Source organism: Azospirillum sp. P4_B5, assembly GCF_056402275.1.
This window is the reverse complement of the sequence record NZ_JBFUHT010000003.1, coordinates 61,852-77,541: the sequence shown is the minus strand read 5'-3', so window position 1 is coordinate 77,541 and position 15,690 is coordinate 61,852. Positions and strand designations below refer to the sequence as shown.

General features: G+C 66.5%; 17 protein-coding genes. 5 read left to right on the top strand and 12 right to left on the bottom strand.

The features are described 5' to 3' along the window. Positions 1–25 precede the first annotated feature (25 nt). From purF to AC1DVI_RS03035, 3 genes are all read left to right on the top strand, one after another. Positions 26–1,474 (top strand): amidophosphoribosyltransferase, encoded by a 1,449-nt coding sequence (gene purF / locus AC1DVI_RS03045; protein ID WP_476956703.1) that lies wholly within the window; start codon positions 26–28, stop codon positions 1,472–1,474. Between the two features lie 90 nt (positions 1,475–1,564). Next, entirely contained in the window at positions 1,565–2,275 is a 711-nt protein-coding gene (locus AC1DVI_RS03040) for an SDR family NAD(P)-dependent oxidoreductase (protein WP_476956702.1), read from the top strand. A gap of 44 nt (positions 2,276–2,319) precedes the next feature. Next, positions 2,320–3,009, top strand: coding sequence for an RluA family pseudouridine synthase (locus AC1DVI_RS03035; protein ID WP_476956701.1), 690 nt, complete (start codon positions 2,320–2,322; stop codon positions 3,007–3,009). A gap of 19 nt (positions 3,010–3,028) precedes the next feature. On the opposite strand, the gene AC1DVI_RS03030 is transcribed toward AC1DVI_RS03035, so the two are convergent. Next, positions 3,029–3,469: a DUF4383 domain-containing protein gene (locus AC1DVI_RS03030; protein WP_149165796.1), complete on the bottom strand. Its 441-nt coding sequence runs from the start codon at positions 3,467–3,469 to the stop codon at positions 3,029–3,031. Between the two features lie 85 nt (positions 3,470–3,554). Then, complete coding sequence (locus AC1DVI_RS03025; protein WP_170295885.1) at positions 3,555–3,713, bottom strand: 4Fe-4S dicluster domain-containing protein; 159 nt, start codon at positions 3,711–3,713, stop codon at positions 3,555–3,557. Positions 3,714–4,003: 290 nt separating this feature from the next. Between AC1DVI_RS03025 and AC1DVI_RS03020 the strand changes: the two genes are divergently transcribed. Beyond that, positions 4,004–5,467 carry an ATP-binding protein gene (locus tag AC1DVI_RS03020; protein WP_476956700.1) on the top strand — a complete coding sequence of 488 codons (1,464 nt, stop codon included), beginning with the start codon at positions 4,004–4,006 and terminating at the stop codon, positions 5,465–5,467. Here AC1DVI_RS03020 and AC1DVI_RS03015 read toward each other — a convergent pair. The 3 genes from AC1DVI_RS03015 to AC1DVI_RS03005 all read right to left on the bottom strand — a co-directional run bounded on the left by AC1DVI_RS03015 (position 5,444) and on the right by AC1DVI_RS03005 (position 8,041). Beyond that, positions 5,444–6,088 (bottom strand): response regulator transcription factor, encoded by a 645-nt coding sequence (locus AC1DVI_RS03015; protein ID WP_476956699.1) that lies wholly within the window; start codon positions 6,086–6,088, stop codon positions 5,444–5,446. The genes AC1DVI_RS03020 and AC1DVI_RS03015 overlap by 24 nt on opposite strands. A gap of 274 nt (positions 6,089–6,362) precedes the next feature. Beyond that, the gene (locus tag AC1DVI_RS03010; protein WP_149165792.1) at positions 6,363–7,403 is read right to left on the bottom strand and encodes an OmpA family protein; all 1,041 of its coding nucleotides are present in this window, start codon (positions 7,401–7,403) and stop codon (positions 6,363–6,365) included. 422 nt (positions 7,404–7,825) lie between these two features. Continuing rightward, positions 7,826–8,041, bottom strand: a complete 216-nt coding sequence (locus AC1DVI_RS03005) for a hypothetical protein (protein ID WP_476956698.1) — start codon at positions 8,039–8,041, stop codon at positions 7,826–7,828. 196 nt (positions 8,042–8,237) lie between these two features. On the opposite strand from AC1DVI_RS03005, the gene AC1DVI_RS03000 reads away from it, so the two are divergent. After that, complete coding sequence (locus tag AC1DVI_RS03000; RefSeq protein WP_476956697.1) at positions 8,238–8,489, top strand: hypothetical protein; 252 nt, start codon at positions 8,238–8,240, stop codon at positions 8,487–8,489. Between the two features lie 144 nt (positions 8,490–8,633). Here AC1DVI_RS03000 and AC1DVI_RS02995 read toward each other — a convergent pair whose 3' ends face one another. The 7 genes from AC1DVI_RS02995 to AC1DVI_RS02965 all read right to left on the bottom strand — a co-directional run bounded on the left by AC1DVI_RS02995 (position 8,634) and on the right by AC1DVI_RS02965 (position 15,488). After that, positions 8,634–9,734: a branched-chain amino acid ABC transporter substrate-binding protein gene (locus tag AC1DVI_RS02995; protein ID WP_149165791.1), complete on the bottom strand. Its 1,101-nt coding sequence runs from the start codon at positions 9,732–9,734 to the stop codon at positions 8,634–8,636. 173 nt (positions 9,735–9,907) lie between these two features. Further along, positions 9,908–10,267, bottom strand: coding sequence for a DUF6867 family protein (locus AC1DVI_RS02990; protein WP_038527921.1), 360 nt, complete (start codon positions 10,265–10,267; stop codon positions 9,908–9,910). Beyond that, a complete protein-coding gene (locus tag AC1DVI_RS02985) occupies positions 10,267–10,977 on the bottom strand; it encodes an ABC transporter ATP-binding protein (protein WP_014240352.1) in 711 nt (236 codons plus the stop codon). The genes AC1DVI_RS02990 and AC1DVI_RS02985 overlap by 1 nt, the downstream gene beginning before the upstream one ends. A 3-nt stretch (positions 10,978–10,980) precedes the next feature. Then, a complete protein-coding gene (locus tag AC1DVI_RS02980) occupies positions 10,981–11,865 on the bottom strand; it encodes an ABC transporter ATP-binding protein (protein WP_476956696.1) in 885 nt (294 codons plus the stop codon). Next, positions 11,865–13,382, bottom strand: coding sequence for a high-affinity branched-chain amino acid ABC transporter permease LivM (gene livM / locus AC1DVI_RS02975; protein ID WP_476956695.1), 1,518 nt, complete (start codon positions 13,380–13,382; stop codon positions 11,865–11,867). Before livM ends, AC1DVI_RS02980 begins: the two co-directional genes overlap by 1 nt. A gap of 4 nt (positions 13,383–13,386) precedes the next feature. Then, positions 13,387–14,292 carry a branched-chain amino acid ABC transporter permease gene (locus tag AC1DVI_RS02970; RefSeq protein WP_109068303.1) on the bottom strand — a complete coding sequence of 302 codons (906 nt, stop codon included), beginning with the start codon at positions 14,290–14,292 and terminating at the stop codon, positions 13,387–13,389. A gap of 401 nt (positions 14,293–14,693) precedes the next feature. Continuing rightward, on the bottom strand, positions 14,694–15,488 hold the full coding sequence (locus tag AC1DVI_RS02965) for a hypothetical protein (RefSeq protein WP_476956694.1): 795 nt from the start codon (positions 15,486–15,488) through the stop codon (positions 14,694–14,696). Between the last annotated feature and the right edge of the window lie 202 nt (positions 15,489–15,690).

The window sequence follows — 15,690 nt, the reverse complement described above, 5'->3', positions numbered from 1 at the left end:
TGCTGTGTATGACGAGGATCTTCCGATGCTGACGACGCATCCGTTCGACGACGACAAGCTGCGCGAGGAGTGCGGCGTGTTCGGCATCCACAGCCATCCGCAGGCGGGGGCCATCACCGCGCTCGGCCTGCACGCGCTGCAGCATCGCGGCCAGGAAGCCTGCGGCATCGTCAGCCACGACGGCGACCGCTTCCATCTGGAGCACACGCTCGGCCTCGTCGGCGATCACTTCTCGTCGGAAGCGATCATCGGCAAGCTGAAAGGCCCGCAGGCCATCGGCCACGTCCGCTACGCCACCACGGGCGACACGACGATCCGCAACGTCCAGCCGCTCTACGCCGACTTCGAGTTCGGCGGCTTCGCGCTGGCCCACAACGGCAATCTGACCAACGCCCACACGCTGCGCCGGCAGCTCGTCCGCCGCGGTTGCCTGTTCCAGTCCACCACCGACACCGAAACCATCGTCCATCTGATGGCCATCGCCCGGGGCGGTTCGCCGGTCGACCGGCTGATCGAGGCGGTGCGGCAGGTCGAGGGCGCCTTCTCCCTGGTGGCGCTGACCCCGAACGAGGTGATCGGCGTGCGCGACCCGCTGGGCGTCCGTCCGCTGGTTCTCGGCAAGCTGGGCGACACCTACATCGTGACCAGCGAGACCTGCGCCCTGGACATCGTCGGCGCCGACTATGTGCGCGACGTCGAGCCGGGCGAGATGGTCGTGCTGAACGACCAGGGTGTGCAGAGCCTGCGCCCCTTCCAGCCGCAGGGCCGCCGCTTCTGCATCTTCGAATACATCTACTTCGCGCGGCCCGACAGCGTGATGGAGGGCTCCTCCGTCTACAACGCGCGCCAGCGGATCGGCGCCGAACTGGCCCGCGAATCGGGCATCGACGCCGACGTGGTGGTCCCGGTGCCCGACAGCGGCGTGCCGGCGGCCCTCGGCTACGCCACGCAGAGCGGCGTGCCCTTCGAGCTGGGCATCATCCGCAACCATTATGTCGGCCGCACCTTCATCGAGCCGACCGACCAGATCCGCCATCTGGGCGTGAAGCTGAAGCACAACGCCAACCGCGCCATGATCGAGGGCAAGCGGGTGGTGCTGGTGGACGACAGCATCGTGCGCGGCACGACCTCCAAGAAGATCGTCGAGATGGTGCGGGCCGCCGGGGCGAAGGAGGTGCACATGCGCATCTCCAGCCCGCCGACCTCGCACCCCTGCTTCTACGGCATCGACACGCCGGAGCAGAGCAAGCTGCTCGCCCACCGAATGTCGGTGGAGGAGATGCGCGAGTTCATCCAGGCCGACAGCCTCGCCTTCATCTCGCTGGACGGCCTCTACCGGGCCATGGGCGCGGAGCGCCGCGACCCGAAGAATCTGACCTTCTGCGACGCCTGTTTCACCGGCGACTATCCCATCGCGCTGACCGACGCGCTGGATCACCCGCCGGTCGAGGCGAACGTCCGCATCCGCGCCTGACCGCCTGACCACCGCCGCGACGGGCCGGCCGCAACCCAGCGGACCGGCCCGTTCGCCAATCCCGCTACCGAACATCGTCGAGTCGCCGCCATGTCCCGTCTTTCCGGCCGCACCGCCCTCATCACCGGCGCCTCGCGCGGCATCGGCGCCGCCGTCGCCAAGCGCTTCGCCGCCGAAGGCGCCCACGTCATCCTCGCCGCCCGCACCGTCGGCGGACTGGAGGAGACCGACGACGCGATCTTCCAGGCCACCGGCCGCAACGCCACGCTGGTCCCGCTGGACCTGCGGCAGTTCGACAAGATCGACCAGCTCGGCTACTCGATCTTCGAACGGTTCGGGAAGCTCGACATCCTGGTCAGCAACGCCGGCGTCCTGGAAGCGCTGGGGCCGGTCGCCCATTACGATCCGAAGCTGTGGCAGCGCGTGATGGACGTGAACGTCACCGCCAACTTCCGGCTGATCCGCTCCTTCGACCGGCTGCTGCGCGCGTCCGATGCGGGGCGCGCCGTCTTCGTGACGTCGGGCGCCGCGAACGCGCCCTACCCCTACTGGAGCCCGTACGGAGCCAGCAAGGCGGCGCTGGAGATGATGGTGAAGACCTACGCGATGGAAATCGCTTCGTCGAACCTGCGCGTCAATCTGGTCGATCCCGGCATCGTGGCGACCAAGCTGCGCATGCAGGCCTTCCCCGGCGAGGACCAGACCAAGCTGGCCCAGCCCGACGACGTGACCGAAGCCTTCGTGGCGCTGGCGGAAGCGTCCTGCACCCGCCACGGCGAGGTGGTGTCGGCACAGGGGTGACTTGCGGATCTCTCCTTTTTCACGCGCCTGAGGCTGACCCCGGCATGACACCCGAACAAATCCAGGCCCGCGTGCTCTACCGCGATGGGCTCATGCTCATCATCGACAAGCCCGCCGGCCTGCCCGTTCACGCCGGGCCGGGCGGCGGTCCGAACCTGGAACGCCATTTCGACGCCCTGCGCTTCGGCTTTCCGAAGCCGCCGGGCCTCGCCCACCGGTTGGACCGCGACACCTCGGGCTGCCTGATTTTGGGGAGGCATCCGAAGGCCCTGCGCAAGTTGGGGAAGCTGTTCCAAGACGGCAAGGTCGACAAGACCTACTGGGCGGTCGTCGCCGGCAATCCGCCGGATGAGCAGGGGCGGATCGAACTGCCGTTGAAGAAGGTGAGCAACCGCACCGGCGGCTGGCGGATCGTCGTGGCCGACGATGGGCAGAGCGCCGTCACCGACTACCGGCTCCTCGGCCGCGGCGACGGCATCTCATGGCTGGAGCTGAAGCCGCACACCGGGCGCACGCATCAGATTCGCGTGCATTGCGCCACGGCGCTGGGCTGCCCGCTGCTGGGCGATCCGCAATATGGCGGTCCGGAAGGGCACCCGCTGCATTTGCAATCGCGGGCCATTTCGCTGCCCCTCTACCCCTCCCGCGAGGCGGTCGGCGCGGTGGCGCCGGTTCCGCCCCACATGCGCGCGGCGCTCGCCGCCTGCGGTTTCGAAGGAGACGACCCCGCCTGACGTCCGGGACGCCGGGCCTTTACGCCCGCCACTCGGCACGCTTCTCCGTGCCGGTTTCCGTCTCGTGCACCATGAAGCCGACATAGCCGGCCACGATGGCGAGGACTGCGTGCAGCCAGATGTCGTTGCCGTGCAGCGGCACCAGCCCGAACAGGGTGTTCAGACCCGGAATGAAGCCAAGGACGGTCAGAACGGCATAGGCCACGGCCACGCTGCGCAGATAGCTGCGCGAGGCCAGGCGGCTGGAGAAGTAGGCGAAGAAGCCCCACAGGCCGAACAGAAGATGCACGATGTTGTGCAGCAGGTTCACCGGGAACAGCCCGAGCAGATAGCCATGGAAGGATTCGACGGCGAGCGTCATGCCTTCCGGGGGCGGGCTCAGGAAGGTCGGAATGAAGCCCAGTATGCCGATGGCCGTAAAGGCCGCGGCATAGACCAGCGTCACGTTGCGCCACCACATGTGTCTCTCCGTTGGCAGACAGGGGATGAAACCGCCTTACCAACAGAGGGTTTGGAAGCAGCGTTCCCTTAATTCGGCCGCAGTCTCAGGCGGTCACCGCCTCCATGGTCACGGCCTTGACCGGGCACACGCCCACGCAGTCGCCGCAGCCGGAGCAGCCACCCTCCTCAACGATCGGCAGCCAGCGGCCGCGCCCCAGCGGACGGAAACGGATCGCGCCGCGGTCGCAATGGTCGCCGCACATCCGGCAATCGGTCCCGATATAGGACAGGCACGCCGCGCCGATGCGCGCCTCCAACGCTTGCGGTGCCGCCGATGGTGTTTGGGGCCTCGCCGGTTCGGACCGGAAGCGCCCTCGGAAAAGATCCGCGCGACTGACCGCCATGATGGCCGCCCTCCCCTTCCTTTTCCGCTGTGTCGTCCTTGCTGCATTCGCGAATGCCGAGCATCGGCGATGGCGGTACACTGACCTTTCGTGCACCACCCGACCTTGACCGTCGTCAAGGTCCGCACCGCACCGGAAGGAAGGACGGCATGGTCCCCATCGGCAACACCACGGCGCGCTGGATGACGCTTCGTTACGGGCTGGCGCTCGGGGTGATCGCGCTGTGCACGCTGGCCGGCTTCATCATGACCGAGCGGGTCATCGACCAGCACGCCGACATGCTGGAGGTCGTGAACATTTCGGGACGCCAGCGCATGCTGTCCCAGCGTACCGCCCTGCTGGCGGAGCAGCTCCGCAACGCCCCGACCGACGCCGAGCGGCGCGCGCTGACCGCTCGGCTGGCCGAGGCGACCGACATGTTCGAGAACGCCCATCGGCGGCTGACCGGCGCCGACGAGGGGCCGGCGATGGGCAAGGACGTGCGGCGGCTCTATTTCGACGGGCCGGAACCGCTGAACGATCTGGTGCTCCGCCACATCGCCGCGCTCCGTGCGGTGATCGCCGCCGGCCCCGCCGGCCTGCCCCGGGCCATGCCCGAGGCCGACCTCGTCACCCATCAGGCGCTCGGCCCGCTGCTGGCGGGGCTGGAGGACATGGTGGCGCGCTACCAGGAGGCGGGCGAGCGTGGCTTCGCCACCCTGCACAATCTGGGCTTCGCCGCACTCATCTTAACGCTGCTGACCCTGTGCGCCGAGGTGCTGGTGATCTTCCGCCCGATGGTCCGGCAGGTGCAGCGCCAATTCGCGGACATCACCCGCATGACCCAGGCGCTGGAGCAGACCAACGTCACGCTGGAAGCCCAGGTGCGCGCCCGCACCGCCGAGCTGCACACGGCCAAGGTGGCGGCGGAACAGGCCCATCTGGCGAAGTCGCGCTTCCTCGCCCACGCCGGGCACGACCTGAAGCAGCCCCTCCAAGCCATCAACATGTTCACCGGCATGCTGGAACGGCAGCTCGACAAGCCCCGCGCCCTGGCGCTGGTGAAGGATTTGCGGCTGGCCCAGCGGTCCATGCACGACCTGTTGAACGCCATCCTGGACATCTCGAAGCTGGAATCGGGGGTGGTCGAGCCGAAGCCCGCCGACGTCGCGCTGTCCGCCCTGTTCGACCAACTCGAAGCGGAGTTCACCGGGATCGCCGAGGACAAGGGTCTGCGGCTGCGCGTCGTGCCGACGGATCTGTCGGTGCGGACGGACCCCTTTCTCCTTGAGCGTATTCTGCGCAACCTGCTGACCAACGCGGTGCGCTACACCGAACAGGGCGGCGTGCTGATGGGTTGCCGGCGCCGCGGCGGCACGGCATGGATCGAGGTCTACGACACGGGCCGGGGCATCGCCGAAGCCGACCGCCGACGCATTTTCGAGGAGTTCGTCCAGCTCGACCGGCCCGACCGCGACCGCAGCGAGGGGATCGGGCTTGGCTTGGCCATCGTCGACCGGCTGGCCCGGCTGCTCGGCCATCCGCTGGAGCTTCGCTCCGTCGAGGGGCGCGGAACGGTGTTCTCCGTGGGGGTCCCCTTGGTCCCCAGCCTACACGAGACGGTCGCGGCCTGATTCCTTGACCAGAAGCACCGCCTGGGTCCGGCTGCCCACCCCGAGCGCCTTCAGCACGCCTGTGACGTGTGTCTTGACGGTGGACAGGTTCAGGCCCAGACGCTCCCCGATTTCCTGGTTCGATAGGCCCTGAGCCAACAGGTCCAGGACCTCCAACTGGCGGCGGGTCATGCCGTCGAAGACGCTCGGCTCATGCGGCTTTGCGATGGCCGGTGCCTGGGCGATTCCCGGCATGCCGAGCACCGGCGGCACGTAGGAGCCACCGGCCATGACCAGACGCAGGATGTTAACGACCAGCACGTCGTCTGTGGATTTCGGGATGAAGGCCCGCACCCCGCGCGACAGCACGGCGCGCATCTCGTCCGGCGAGTCGATCATCGAGAAGACGACGACCGGCACCGGCGCCACCCGCTTCACCACCGCCTCCACATCGTCCAGCCCACCGAGGCCCGGCATGCGCAGATCCATGATGATGAGGTCGTAGGGTCCCTGGTCCAGCAGCTGGATCAACTGACCGAAGCTGGTCGCCGCCGCCACGCTGGCCTGTTCGTTCAGCTCCCCGACCAGATGGGTCAGGCCACTGCGAACGATGGAGTGATCGTCGGCGATCAATACCTGCATGACAACCCTGCTTCGGCGGAGGCGGCTGGTGGGGACGACCCAATGGGACAGGGTCCGCTGGGACCGGGCCGGACTCGGTCGTCTCAAACCAAAGTGCGGCTTCCGGTATGAACCTCATACGCCGACGGGAGGTTTCATGCCACAATTGATGCATGATTCCGCAATGCCGCGCGTACTTCTGCCGCAGATGCGAAAAAGGCGCCGCGGAGGCGGCGCCCTTCTCTCGGTCCTGATCGCGCCAACCGGCCCCGATGGAAGCCGGCGGCCCGCCGGATCACTGCACGCGGATGAGGATCTGCGCGCGGCGGTTCGACGGCTCGCGGACGTTCGCACCGGTGTTCACCAGGAGCTGGGTCTCGCCCTTGCCCTCGACGGTGATCTGGTTGGCGGCGACCCCCTTGCCGACCAGCGCGTTCTTCACCGCGTCGGCCCGGCGCAGCGAGAGCCGCTGGTTGTAGGCCGGCGAGCCCGAGGTGTCGGTGTGGCCGACCACATGGATGCTGACCGCCCGCACCTGACCGGCGGAGGCGGCGGCATCGCCGATGATCTTGTCGGACGCCGCCGTGATGTTGGCCTTGTCCCAGTCGAAGAACACCAGATACTCCGACTGCGGCTGCGCCTGCACCGGCGCCGCCGGAGCGACGGCCGCCGCCGCCGGGGCCGCCGCCGGGGCGCCGAAGGTGTAGCGCAGACCGGCCATGACGGTGTGGTTCTGGTATTCGCCCTTCACGGTGGAGCTGGCGAGGCCGGCCGGGCCGCCCAGGTCGAACTTCGGATCGAGCGTCGCGAAGTAGCGGTAATCCAGCGTCAGGGCCAGGTTCTGGCTCAGGGCGTAGGACACGCCGGCGATGCCCTGGTAGGCGAACACCCAGTCGCGGTCATCGAAACCGCCGAGGTCCAGACGGACCTGGGCGATACCAGCGCCAACGCCGATGTAAGGCGTGAAGGCGGTGCCCGTGTTGATGTCGTACAGGACGTTGCCCATGAAGGCGAGCGAGCTGGCCTTGCCGCCCAGACCGTTCACCGCCGCGTTGGCGCTGTCGGTGCTGTCGATCGCGTTGCGCCAGCGCCACGCGAACTCAAGCTCGGCGCGCGGGCCGGCGGCCGTCGCGTAGCCGGCGGAGATATCGCCGATGCCGCCCAGCTTGAAGCTGGTGCTGGCGTCCGTCGGGGTGTTCTCGAAGCGCAGATCGGCGTCGCGCGTCCAGTTCACGCCGGCGCCGGCGCCGACGTAAAAGCCCTCGGTCGCGGCCATGGCGGCGGTCGGCAGCATCGCCGCGAGCGCCGTTCCGAGCAGAATCCCACGCAGAGTCATTTTCTTCTTTCCTTTGTGCACAGCGTTGCCGGGGCTGTCGAAGCGAACCGTTCGAAAGGCGGGTGTCTGAAGACTCCGGCCTTCATCGGGCAAGCCCGCCGCATTCCGTCGGCGGTTGAAACGTCATGACTTCGAGATATCAGCAACCACCCACCGTCACAAGTCCTCTGCGACAAGATGAACAGAGATGTTGCATTTCTGCATTACCCGAACGTTCGTCACACTCTTCATATTCCTTCGAGAACAAAGCAATCGCTCGCCGAATTCTTCCTAATCCCATTGGGTGGGGCGCATGACTTTTGGGGTATTTTTGCAGTTAGCACAAACAATCCAGACACACGAAAGCACCCCGCCTTCGGCAGGGGCAGCACACTCACGGTGTCACTGGCAAGAAGCCGGCGGAACCGGCGCCGGCGTCCCGCTCAGTCCTGCGGTTCGGCGACCATTTCGAACTGGGTGGGGTCAAGAAGGGCGGAAACCGCCAGGGTTTTCAGGGTCTTGTGATCGTCGGACCGCTGAAGTTGGGCGTGCTGGGTGCCCAGCCCATCCTTGCGGATGGCGATCACCTGCCAGACGCCACCGCCGGGGCCCAATTTGCGGAACATCTGGCCTTCGACGACTTCGCGCTTTCTGCGCATATCCGATCTCCAAAACCCAAAAACGTCAAACCCGCCAACCTTGCGGATACGGCAGGCCATTCAAACACCAAACCGCCCCCGGTTGGCGAGTGTCCGTTGTGCGCGCCACGCATACCGAAGCCGGGATGTAGCGGTGCTGCAACAACCGTCTTCGCACCTGCGGAACAAACCGCCGACCCGCCGTGTTGATGCCGTCATGAAAATCGATCACGACGTGCTCCTGTTCGCGACCCGCCTCGTGGAAGAACTGGGCGAGTCCGCCATCCGCATCAGCCGCGTCCGCCTCGTCGAACTCACGGCTGCGAACAACCTGCGCGCCGCCGCCTTCTGGCGCGACGTGATGAACACCTCGGAGAGGCTTCTGGCGGAGCGCTCCCCGGCTTTGGCCCCTCCTCCGACATCCCCTCCAATGGCTCCTTCGATGACGGCGCAGCCGGCGCCCCTCTGAACCACACCGCAGGCACCACGCCACGCAAAAGGCCCGGCGGTTTCCCGCCGGGCCTTTGCACGACTTCATTTCCCTGAGGAAACCAGATCGTACGTCCGGGACGTTGGCCCCGGCTTACTTGACCCCAGCTTACTTGACCCCGGCTTACTTGACCTGGGCGTACTGGCCGTTGTTCCAGCGGTACCAGACATAGGCCGGAGAGGTCACGTCGCCCTTGGCGTCGAAGCCGATCTTGCCGATCACCGTGTTGTAGCTGTTCTTGCGCAGAACGTCGGCGATTTTGGCCGAGTCGGTCGAGTTGGCCTGCTTGGCCGCCTCCGCCCAGATCTGCAGAGCGGCGTAGGTGTAGAGGGTGTAGCCCTCCGGCTCATAGCCGGCCTTGCGGAACTTCTCCACGGCTTCCTTGGCTTCCGGCATCTCGCGCGGGTCCGGGCCGAAGGTCATCATGGTGTTCTCGCCGGCCGGACCGGTGATCGCCCAATACTCGTTGGTCACCAGCGCGTCGCCCGACACGATCGGGGCGTTCAGGCCCTGATCCTTCATCTGGCGGGCCAGCAGGCCGGCTTCGGTGTGGTAGCCACCGACATAGACGACGTCGACGGCTTCCTGCTTCAGCTTGGACACCAGCGCCGAGTAGTCCTTCTCACCCGCCGTGTAGGCTTCGTAGACCTTCTCCTTCTGGCCGCCGGCGTTCAGCGCCTTCTGCGTCTCGTCGGCGAGACCCTTACCGTAGGCGGACTTGTCGTGCAGGATCGCGACGTTCTTGCCCTTGTAGTTGTCCAGCAGATACTTGCCGGCAATCTGGCCCTGCTGGTCGTCACGGCCGCAGACGCGCAGCACGTTCTTCAGGCCCTGCTCGGTCAGCTTCGGGTTGGTCGAGGCCGGGGAGATCTGCAGGACGCCTTCCTCGGCATAGACCTGCGAGGCCGGGATCGAGGAGCCCGAGCAGAAGTGACCGGCGACGAATTTCACGCCCGCCTTGGCGAGCTGGTTCGCCACGGCGACGGCCTGCTTCGGGTCGCAGGCGTCGTCGCCCACTTCCAGCTTCAGCTTCTGGCCCAGGACACCGCCGGCGGCGTTGATGTCGGCAACCGCCTGCTCCATGCCCTTCTTCATCTGCTCGCCGAAGGTGGCGTACTGGCCGGTGATCGGGCCGGCGGTCGCCACCGCGATGTCGGCCTTCGCCACCGAGGCGGTCATAGCGGTCGCCGCAACCGCAACGAGGAGGGAAAGCTTGTAGTTCATAGTTTCGTTGGCTCCCTGTTATGAGTCGTACGCCGGCCCCGCCGGGGCCTTTTCACCGGTCCCCCAAGGGCTGGGGGCGCCGGTGCCGACAAGGTTCCACTATAGTCCGATCATCGCCAAGTGCGACAGTTTCACCCGCGTCCCAGTCCCGATCGGACCCATGGAATTCGCAATCATTCAGCGAGCGTTCCGCCGACGCGCTCGCGCCAGCCAAAGGGTCCGGAACGCTCATACAGCCAAGGATACTGGGACACCATCCGGCGCGCCATCGAAATGCGGTACGTGGTCAGGGTGATCGCGCCGATCACCAGGGTGTGCACCACGAATCCATACACCGACAGGAGCTGGCCGCCGAACAGGCCCCAGACCAGGAACCGGTCGCCCAGCCCCAGCAGGATGGAGTAGGCGATCGCGCTCGACAGCGGCTTCCAGCCTTCGGCCAGGGTCTGGCCGGTCAGAACGCCGCAGCCGCCGAACACCAGGACCGTCAGGCCCAGGAACACAGGCAGAGAGGACCCGAGAACGCCGTCCATCAGTGACCTCCCTCCAGATAGGCCGAGCGAACTTCCTCGTTCGCCAGCAGTTCGGCACCGGTCCCCGACATGGTGACCTTGCCGTTGACCATCACATAGCCGCGGTGGGCGAGCTTCAGCGCGTGGAAGGCGTTCTGCTCGACCATGAACACGGTCATCTTCTGCTCGCGGTTGATGTCCTTCACCGCCTGGAAGATCTGTTTCACCACCAGCGGGGCGAGGCCCAGGGACGGTTCGTCAAGAAGCAGCAGCCGCGGCTGGCTCATCAGCGCGCGGCCGATGGCCAGCATCTGCTGCTCGCCGCCCGACATGGTGCCGGCGCGCTGGCTGATCCGCTCCTTCAGCCGCGGGAACAGGGTCAGGACCCGCTCCAGCTCGTTGGCGAAGCTGCCCGGCTTGGCGGTGATGGAGCCCATTTGCAGGTTCTCCAACACGCTCATGCGCGGGAAGATGCGGCGGCCTTCCGGCGACTGGGCGATGCCCAGGCGGACCAGCTCGTAGGTGGGCATCTGGGTGATGTCCTGCCCTTCGAAGGTGATCCGGCCCATGCGGGCGCGCGGACTGCCGCAGATGGTCATGAGAAGCGTGGACTTGCCGGCGCCGTTGGCGCCGATCAGCGAGACGATCTCGCCGGCCCCGATCTCGATATCGACCCCCTTCAGCGCCTCGATGGCGCCGTAGAAGGTGTGGACGCCCGATACCTTCAGCATGGCTCAGGCCCCCTCCCCGGCTCGCTTGGCGACCTCCGGCAGGTCGGCCTTGATCTCCGGCGGCAGCTCCTCGTCCTCCTCCTCGCCCAGATAGGCGCGGATGACCGCCGGGTCGTTCTTCACGAAGGCCGGATCGCCGTCGGAAATCTTCCGCCCGTAATCCAGCACCACGACATGGTCGGAAATGCTCATCACCACGCTCATGTCATGCTCGATCAGCAGCACGCCGATCTTGTGCGCGTCGCGGATGTAGGTGAGCAGGTCGGCCAGTTCGCCCGATTCGCGCGGGTTGAGGCCGGCCGCCGGCTCGTCCAGGCAGAGCATCACCGGCTCGGTGCACATGGCGCGGGCGATCTCCAGCCGGCGCTGGGCGCCGTAGGGGAGATTGCCCGCCTCCCAGTCCGCGAACTCCAGCAGGCGCACGCGGTCCAGCCAGTATTTGGCCAGATCGACCGCCTCCCGCTCCGTCCTGGTGTAGGACGGCAGGCCGAGCAGGCCGGCGATGGAGAAGCCCGAGGCGCGGATCAGCTTGTTGTGCTGGGCGACGATCAGGTTCTCCAGGACGCTCATGCCGCCGAACAGGCGGATGTTCTGGAAGGTGCGGGCGACGCTGGCCTTCTGCGAGATGCGGTAGCCCGGCATCCGCTCCAGCAGGAACTCCTTACCATTGGCGTGGCGCAGCGTCAGCCGGCCCACCGTGGGGGTGTAGAAGCCGGTGATGCAGTTGAACAGCGTGGTCTTGCCGGCGCCGTTCGGGCCGATGATCGCGGTGATCTCGCCGTTGTTGGCCGAGAAGGAGACGTCGTTGACCGCCACCAGCCCGCCGAAGCGCATGGTGAGGTGTTCGACCGTCAGCAGGGGCGTGGTGGTCATGGGTTGTGTCGTCATCACTTCGCGCTCCCCCCGGCGATGCCCTGGCCGCCGGCGGCGGCGGTGCCCGCGGCGGGGCCACCGGCTCCACCCTTGGGACGGCCGTGCAGGAGGATGGTCGGATCGCGGTGGGCCAGCAGGCCGCGCGGACGCCACAGCATGATCAGCACCATGCCCATGCCGAACGCCAGCATGCGGTAGTCGGCCAGTTCTCGGAAGGCTTCCGGCAGGCCGATGACCAGAAGGGACGCCACGACGACGCCGATCTGGCTGCCCATGCCGCCCAGCACGACGATGGCGAGGATGATCGCCGATTCGATGAAGGTGAAGCTCTCCGGGCTGATGAAGCCCTGCCGGGTGGCGAAGAAGGACCCGGCGAAACCGCCGAACATCGCCGCGATGGCGAAGGCCGCCAGCTTCATGTTCGTGCGGTTGATGCCCAGCGAGGCGCAGGCGATGTCATCCTCGCGCAACGCTTCCCAGGCACGGCCCAGCGGCAGCTTGCGGACGCGCATGGTGAACAGGTTCACCACCAGGGCCAGCACCAGGATCAGGTAATAGAGGAAGACGATCCGGTGCAGCGGGCTGAACTCCAGGCCGAACATCTCGTGGAAGGCCGCGGTGCCCTCCGCCGGAGTCCGCGTGAAGTCGGCGAGGCCGAAGAAGCTGGGGCGCGGGATGCCGGAGATGCCGTTCGGGCCGCCGGTGAACTGGTACCAGTTGATCAGGATGATGCGGATGATCTCGCCGAAGCCCAGCGTCACGATGGCGAAATAGTCGCCGCGCAGGCGCAGGACCGGGAAGCCCAGCAGAACGCCCGACATCGCCGCGAGGAAGCCGGCCAGCGGCAGGCAGACCCAGAAGCTGAAGCCGAAGTAATGGGCCAGCAGCGCGTAGGAATAGGCGCCCACCGCGTAGAAGGCCACATAGCCGAGGTCGAGCAGGCCGGCGAGGCCGACCACGATGTTCAGCCCCCAGCCCAGCATGATGTAGGTCAGCAGCAGGATGCCGATGTCCAGCAGCTGGCGGTCGGCCAGCGGCGTGAACGGGAAGGCCAGCGCGACGACGACGGCGATCGGACCGAGCCAGCGGGAAGCGTGCTGCACCTGCGCCGCGATGTGGTCCATCCGCTTGTCGCGCTCCGCCTGCGACAGCTTGGAGCGGCCGGTGCGGATCGCCAGGATGGCGCGGATCGCGATGACGGCGCCACCGGCGATCAGGATGACCCGCAGGGCCTCCGTCGGCATGGCGATGAAGAAGCCCGCCGCGGTGGCGGCGGCGGCCAGGACCAAGACGGTGACCGCATGGCCCTCGCGGATCAGGCAGAGGCCGAGACGGCCGAGGAAGACCAGTCCGACGGCGGCGGCCACCTCGTTCCAGCGGGTCTCCAGCCCGAGGCCGGTGGGACGGTCCACCGTGCGCAGGCCGACCAGCGGAATCGTCAGGAGAAGGGCGACGAAGGCGGTCATCGCCGCCTCCTTCAGGATCACGGGCCAAGCGATGGCCCGCGGCGAAGACATGGAAATCGCGGTCATGGCCTCACACCTTCTCGATTTCCGGACGGCCCAGCAGGCCGGTCGGACGGAAGATCAGGACGAGCACGAGAATCGTGAAGGTCGCCACGTCCTTCCATTCGCTGCCCATGTAGCCCGACCAGAAGGCCTCGATCAGGCCGATGACCACGCCGCCCAGCATGGCGCCCGGCAGCGAGCCGATGCCGCCGAGCACCGCGGCGGTGAAGGCCTTAACGCCGGCCAGGAAGCCGATGTAGAAGTCGATCACGCCGTAGATCAGCAGGACCATCATGCCCGCCACGGCGGCCAGGGCGGCGCCCATGACGAAGGTCAGCGAGATGACGCGGTCGACGTTGACGCCCAGCAGGCCGGCCATCTTCTTGTCCTGCTCGCAGGCGCGCTGGGCGCGGCCGAGCGAGGTGCGGGTGATGAGCTGGGTGAAGCCGTACATCAGCGCGATCGTGATGACGATCGTCGCCAGACGCACATAGCTGACCGACACCGCGCCGTCCATCATGGTCAGGTTGCCCGGCAGGATCGGCTGCAGCGGCTTGCTGCGGGCGCCCTGCAGGATCTGGACGTAGTTCTGCAGGAAGATCGACATGCCGATCGCCGAGATCAGCGGCGCCAGACGCGGCGAGCTGCGCAGCGGGCGATAGGCGATGCGTTCCACCGTCCATCCGTAGACGGCGGTGAACAGCATCGACGCGACCAGCATGACGAGAAGGGCCAGCGGAACCCAGGTGATCCCCAGGCTGCCGATGGCCAGGAAGGTGATGAGGGCCACGAAGGCGCCGATCATATAGATCTCGCCGTGGGCGAAGTTGATCATGCCGATGATGCCGTACACCATCGTGTATCCGATCGCGATGAGGCCGTAGATGGCGCCCAGCGACAGGCCGTTGATCAACTGCTGAAGAAAATATTCCATTGTCTTACCTCGCCTCGGCGCGATGCGCAGGCTTCGGCGAGCGAGACAAGCGCGCTCGTACACCAGTCACGTGAAGTGCCACTCCCCGAATTGGCTTACCCGGGCTCTTGAGCGCGGGGCCAAGATTGTTGTGTGAGCGGAACGTTAGCCCAGCGGCTCTCAACAGAGCAAGAGGGCAAACCCGCACTCTATATGCGGTAATACCAATTTTCCGAGAATTTGCAATATCGATTCATGTCAGTTCCGTGAAGTTTGCGCTTGCCTTCTACCATAGCGAATGCTTCGCATGAAAAAAGCCCTCTCCACCATGGTGAAGAGGGCTTCGCAACAACTGTGCCACTGCTGCGATGCATGATGCCGGATCGCCTATGACCTCCGGCATCACCATCGATACTGGCCGGTCAGCGCTTGGCGGAAACCACCTGGGTCTTCGCCGGGGCCTTGGGCTTTCCAGGCGCCTTGGCCGTCGCCTTGCCGGTCGACTTGGACGGCGCCGCCGCGCTGCCGCCGCGCGAGGCCGGGGCCTGGGCGACGTCGTAATTCACGTCGGGATTGCTGACGACCTGGACGTCGCACAGCGGCTTTGACGACAAATGCATCAGGCCGGCGCTTTTTTCATCGCCAGTCAGGACGCGGATGTCGTCCGCCGACAGGTCCATGGCCGCCTTGGAACGGTCCACGAAGTTGGCGCAATAGAGGCCGGTGCCGATCACCGCGGCGCGGCGGCTGACCTCGTTCGCCAGTTCGGTGCGGAACATGTCGAACTGCCGCGTCGCGTTGCCGCCGCCCTTCTTGCGGAAGTGGTCGATCATCGACGCTTCCGAATTGGAGATCAACGAGCGGTTCTTGATGGTGAAGTCCTGGTACAGGTTGAACGGCTTCTTGTCCGGATTCACCTGCTGGCAGGTCAGCCCGACCACCATCATCTCGGTGTGCATGCGGATGGTCTGCTCCGCGGCGTGCTCCGCGCGGCTGTAGCAGGCGCCGGGCTTGGTCGCGGCGCTCTTGGCAGCCGTGCTTTTCGCGGCGGCCGGCTTCGCGGTGGCCTTCGCAGCCGTTTTTTCAGCAGCCGGCTTCGCCGCCTCCTTGGCGACGGCCGGCAGCGCGGTGCCGGCGAACAGCACGGCGAGGCCGACGGCGGCGGCGCTGCGCAAGGTGAAGGAAGGAATGCGATGGGCGGCGCGCTGGCGATTCATCGTTGGTCCGGCTCCGGTGGCCCTGATTGACGGGCGGAATCCGACGGATCACGCCCTCTCCTTCGCTGGTTCTACAAGATCCCGACATACGGTCAACCCATATCGCCGGAGCAAAGACCATTTGTCCCAGCCTGTGGCGCGAGAGTCGCCAGAGAGGTCGGATGGTTGCTTGGCTTGCGGGTCGCCGGTCTTTCCCAGTATT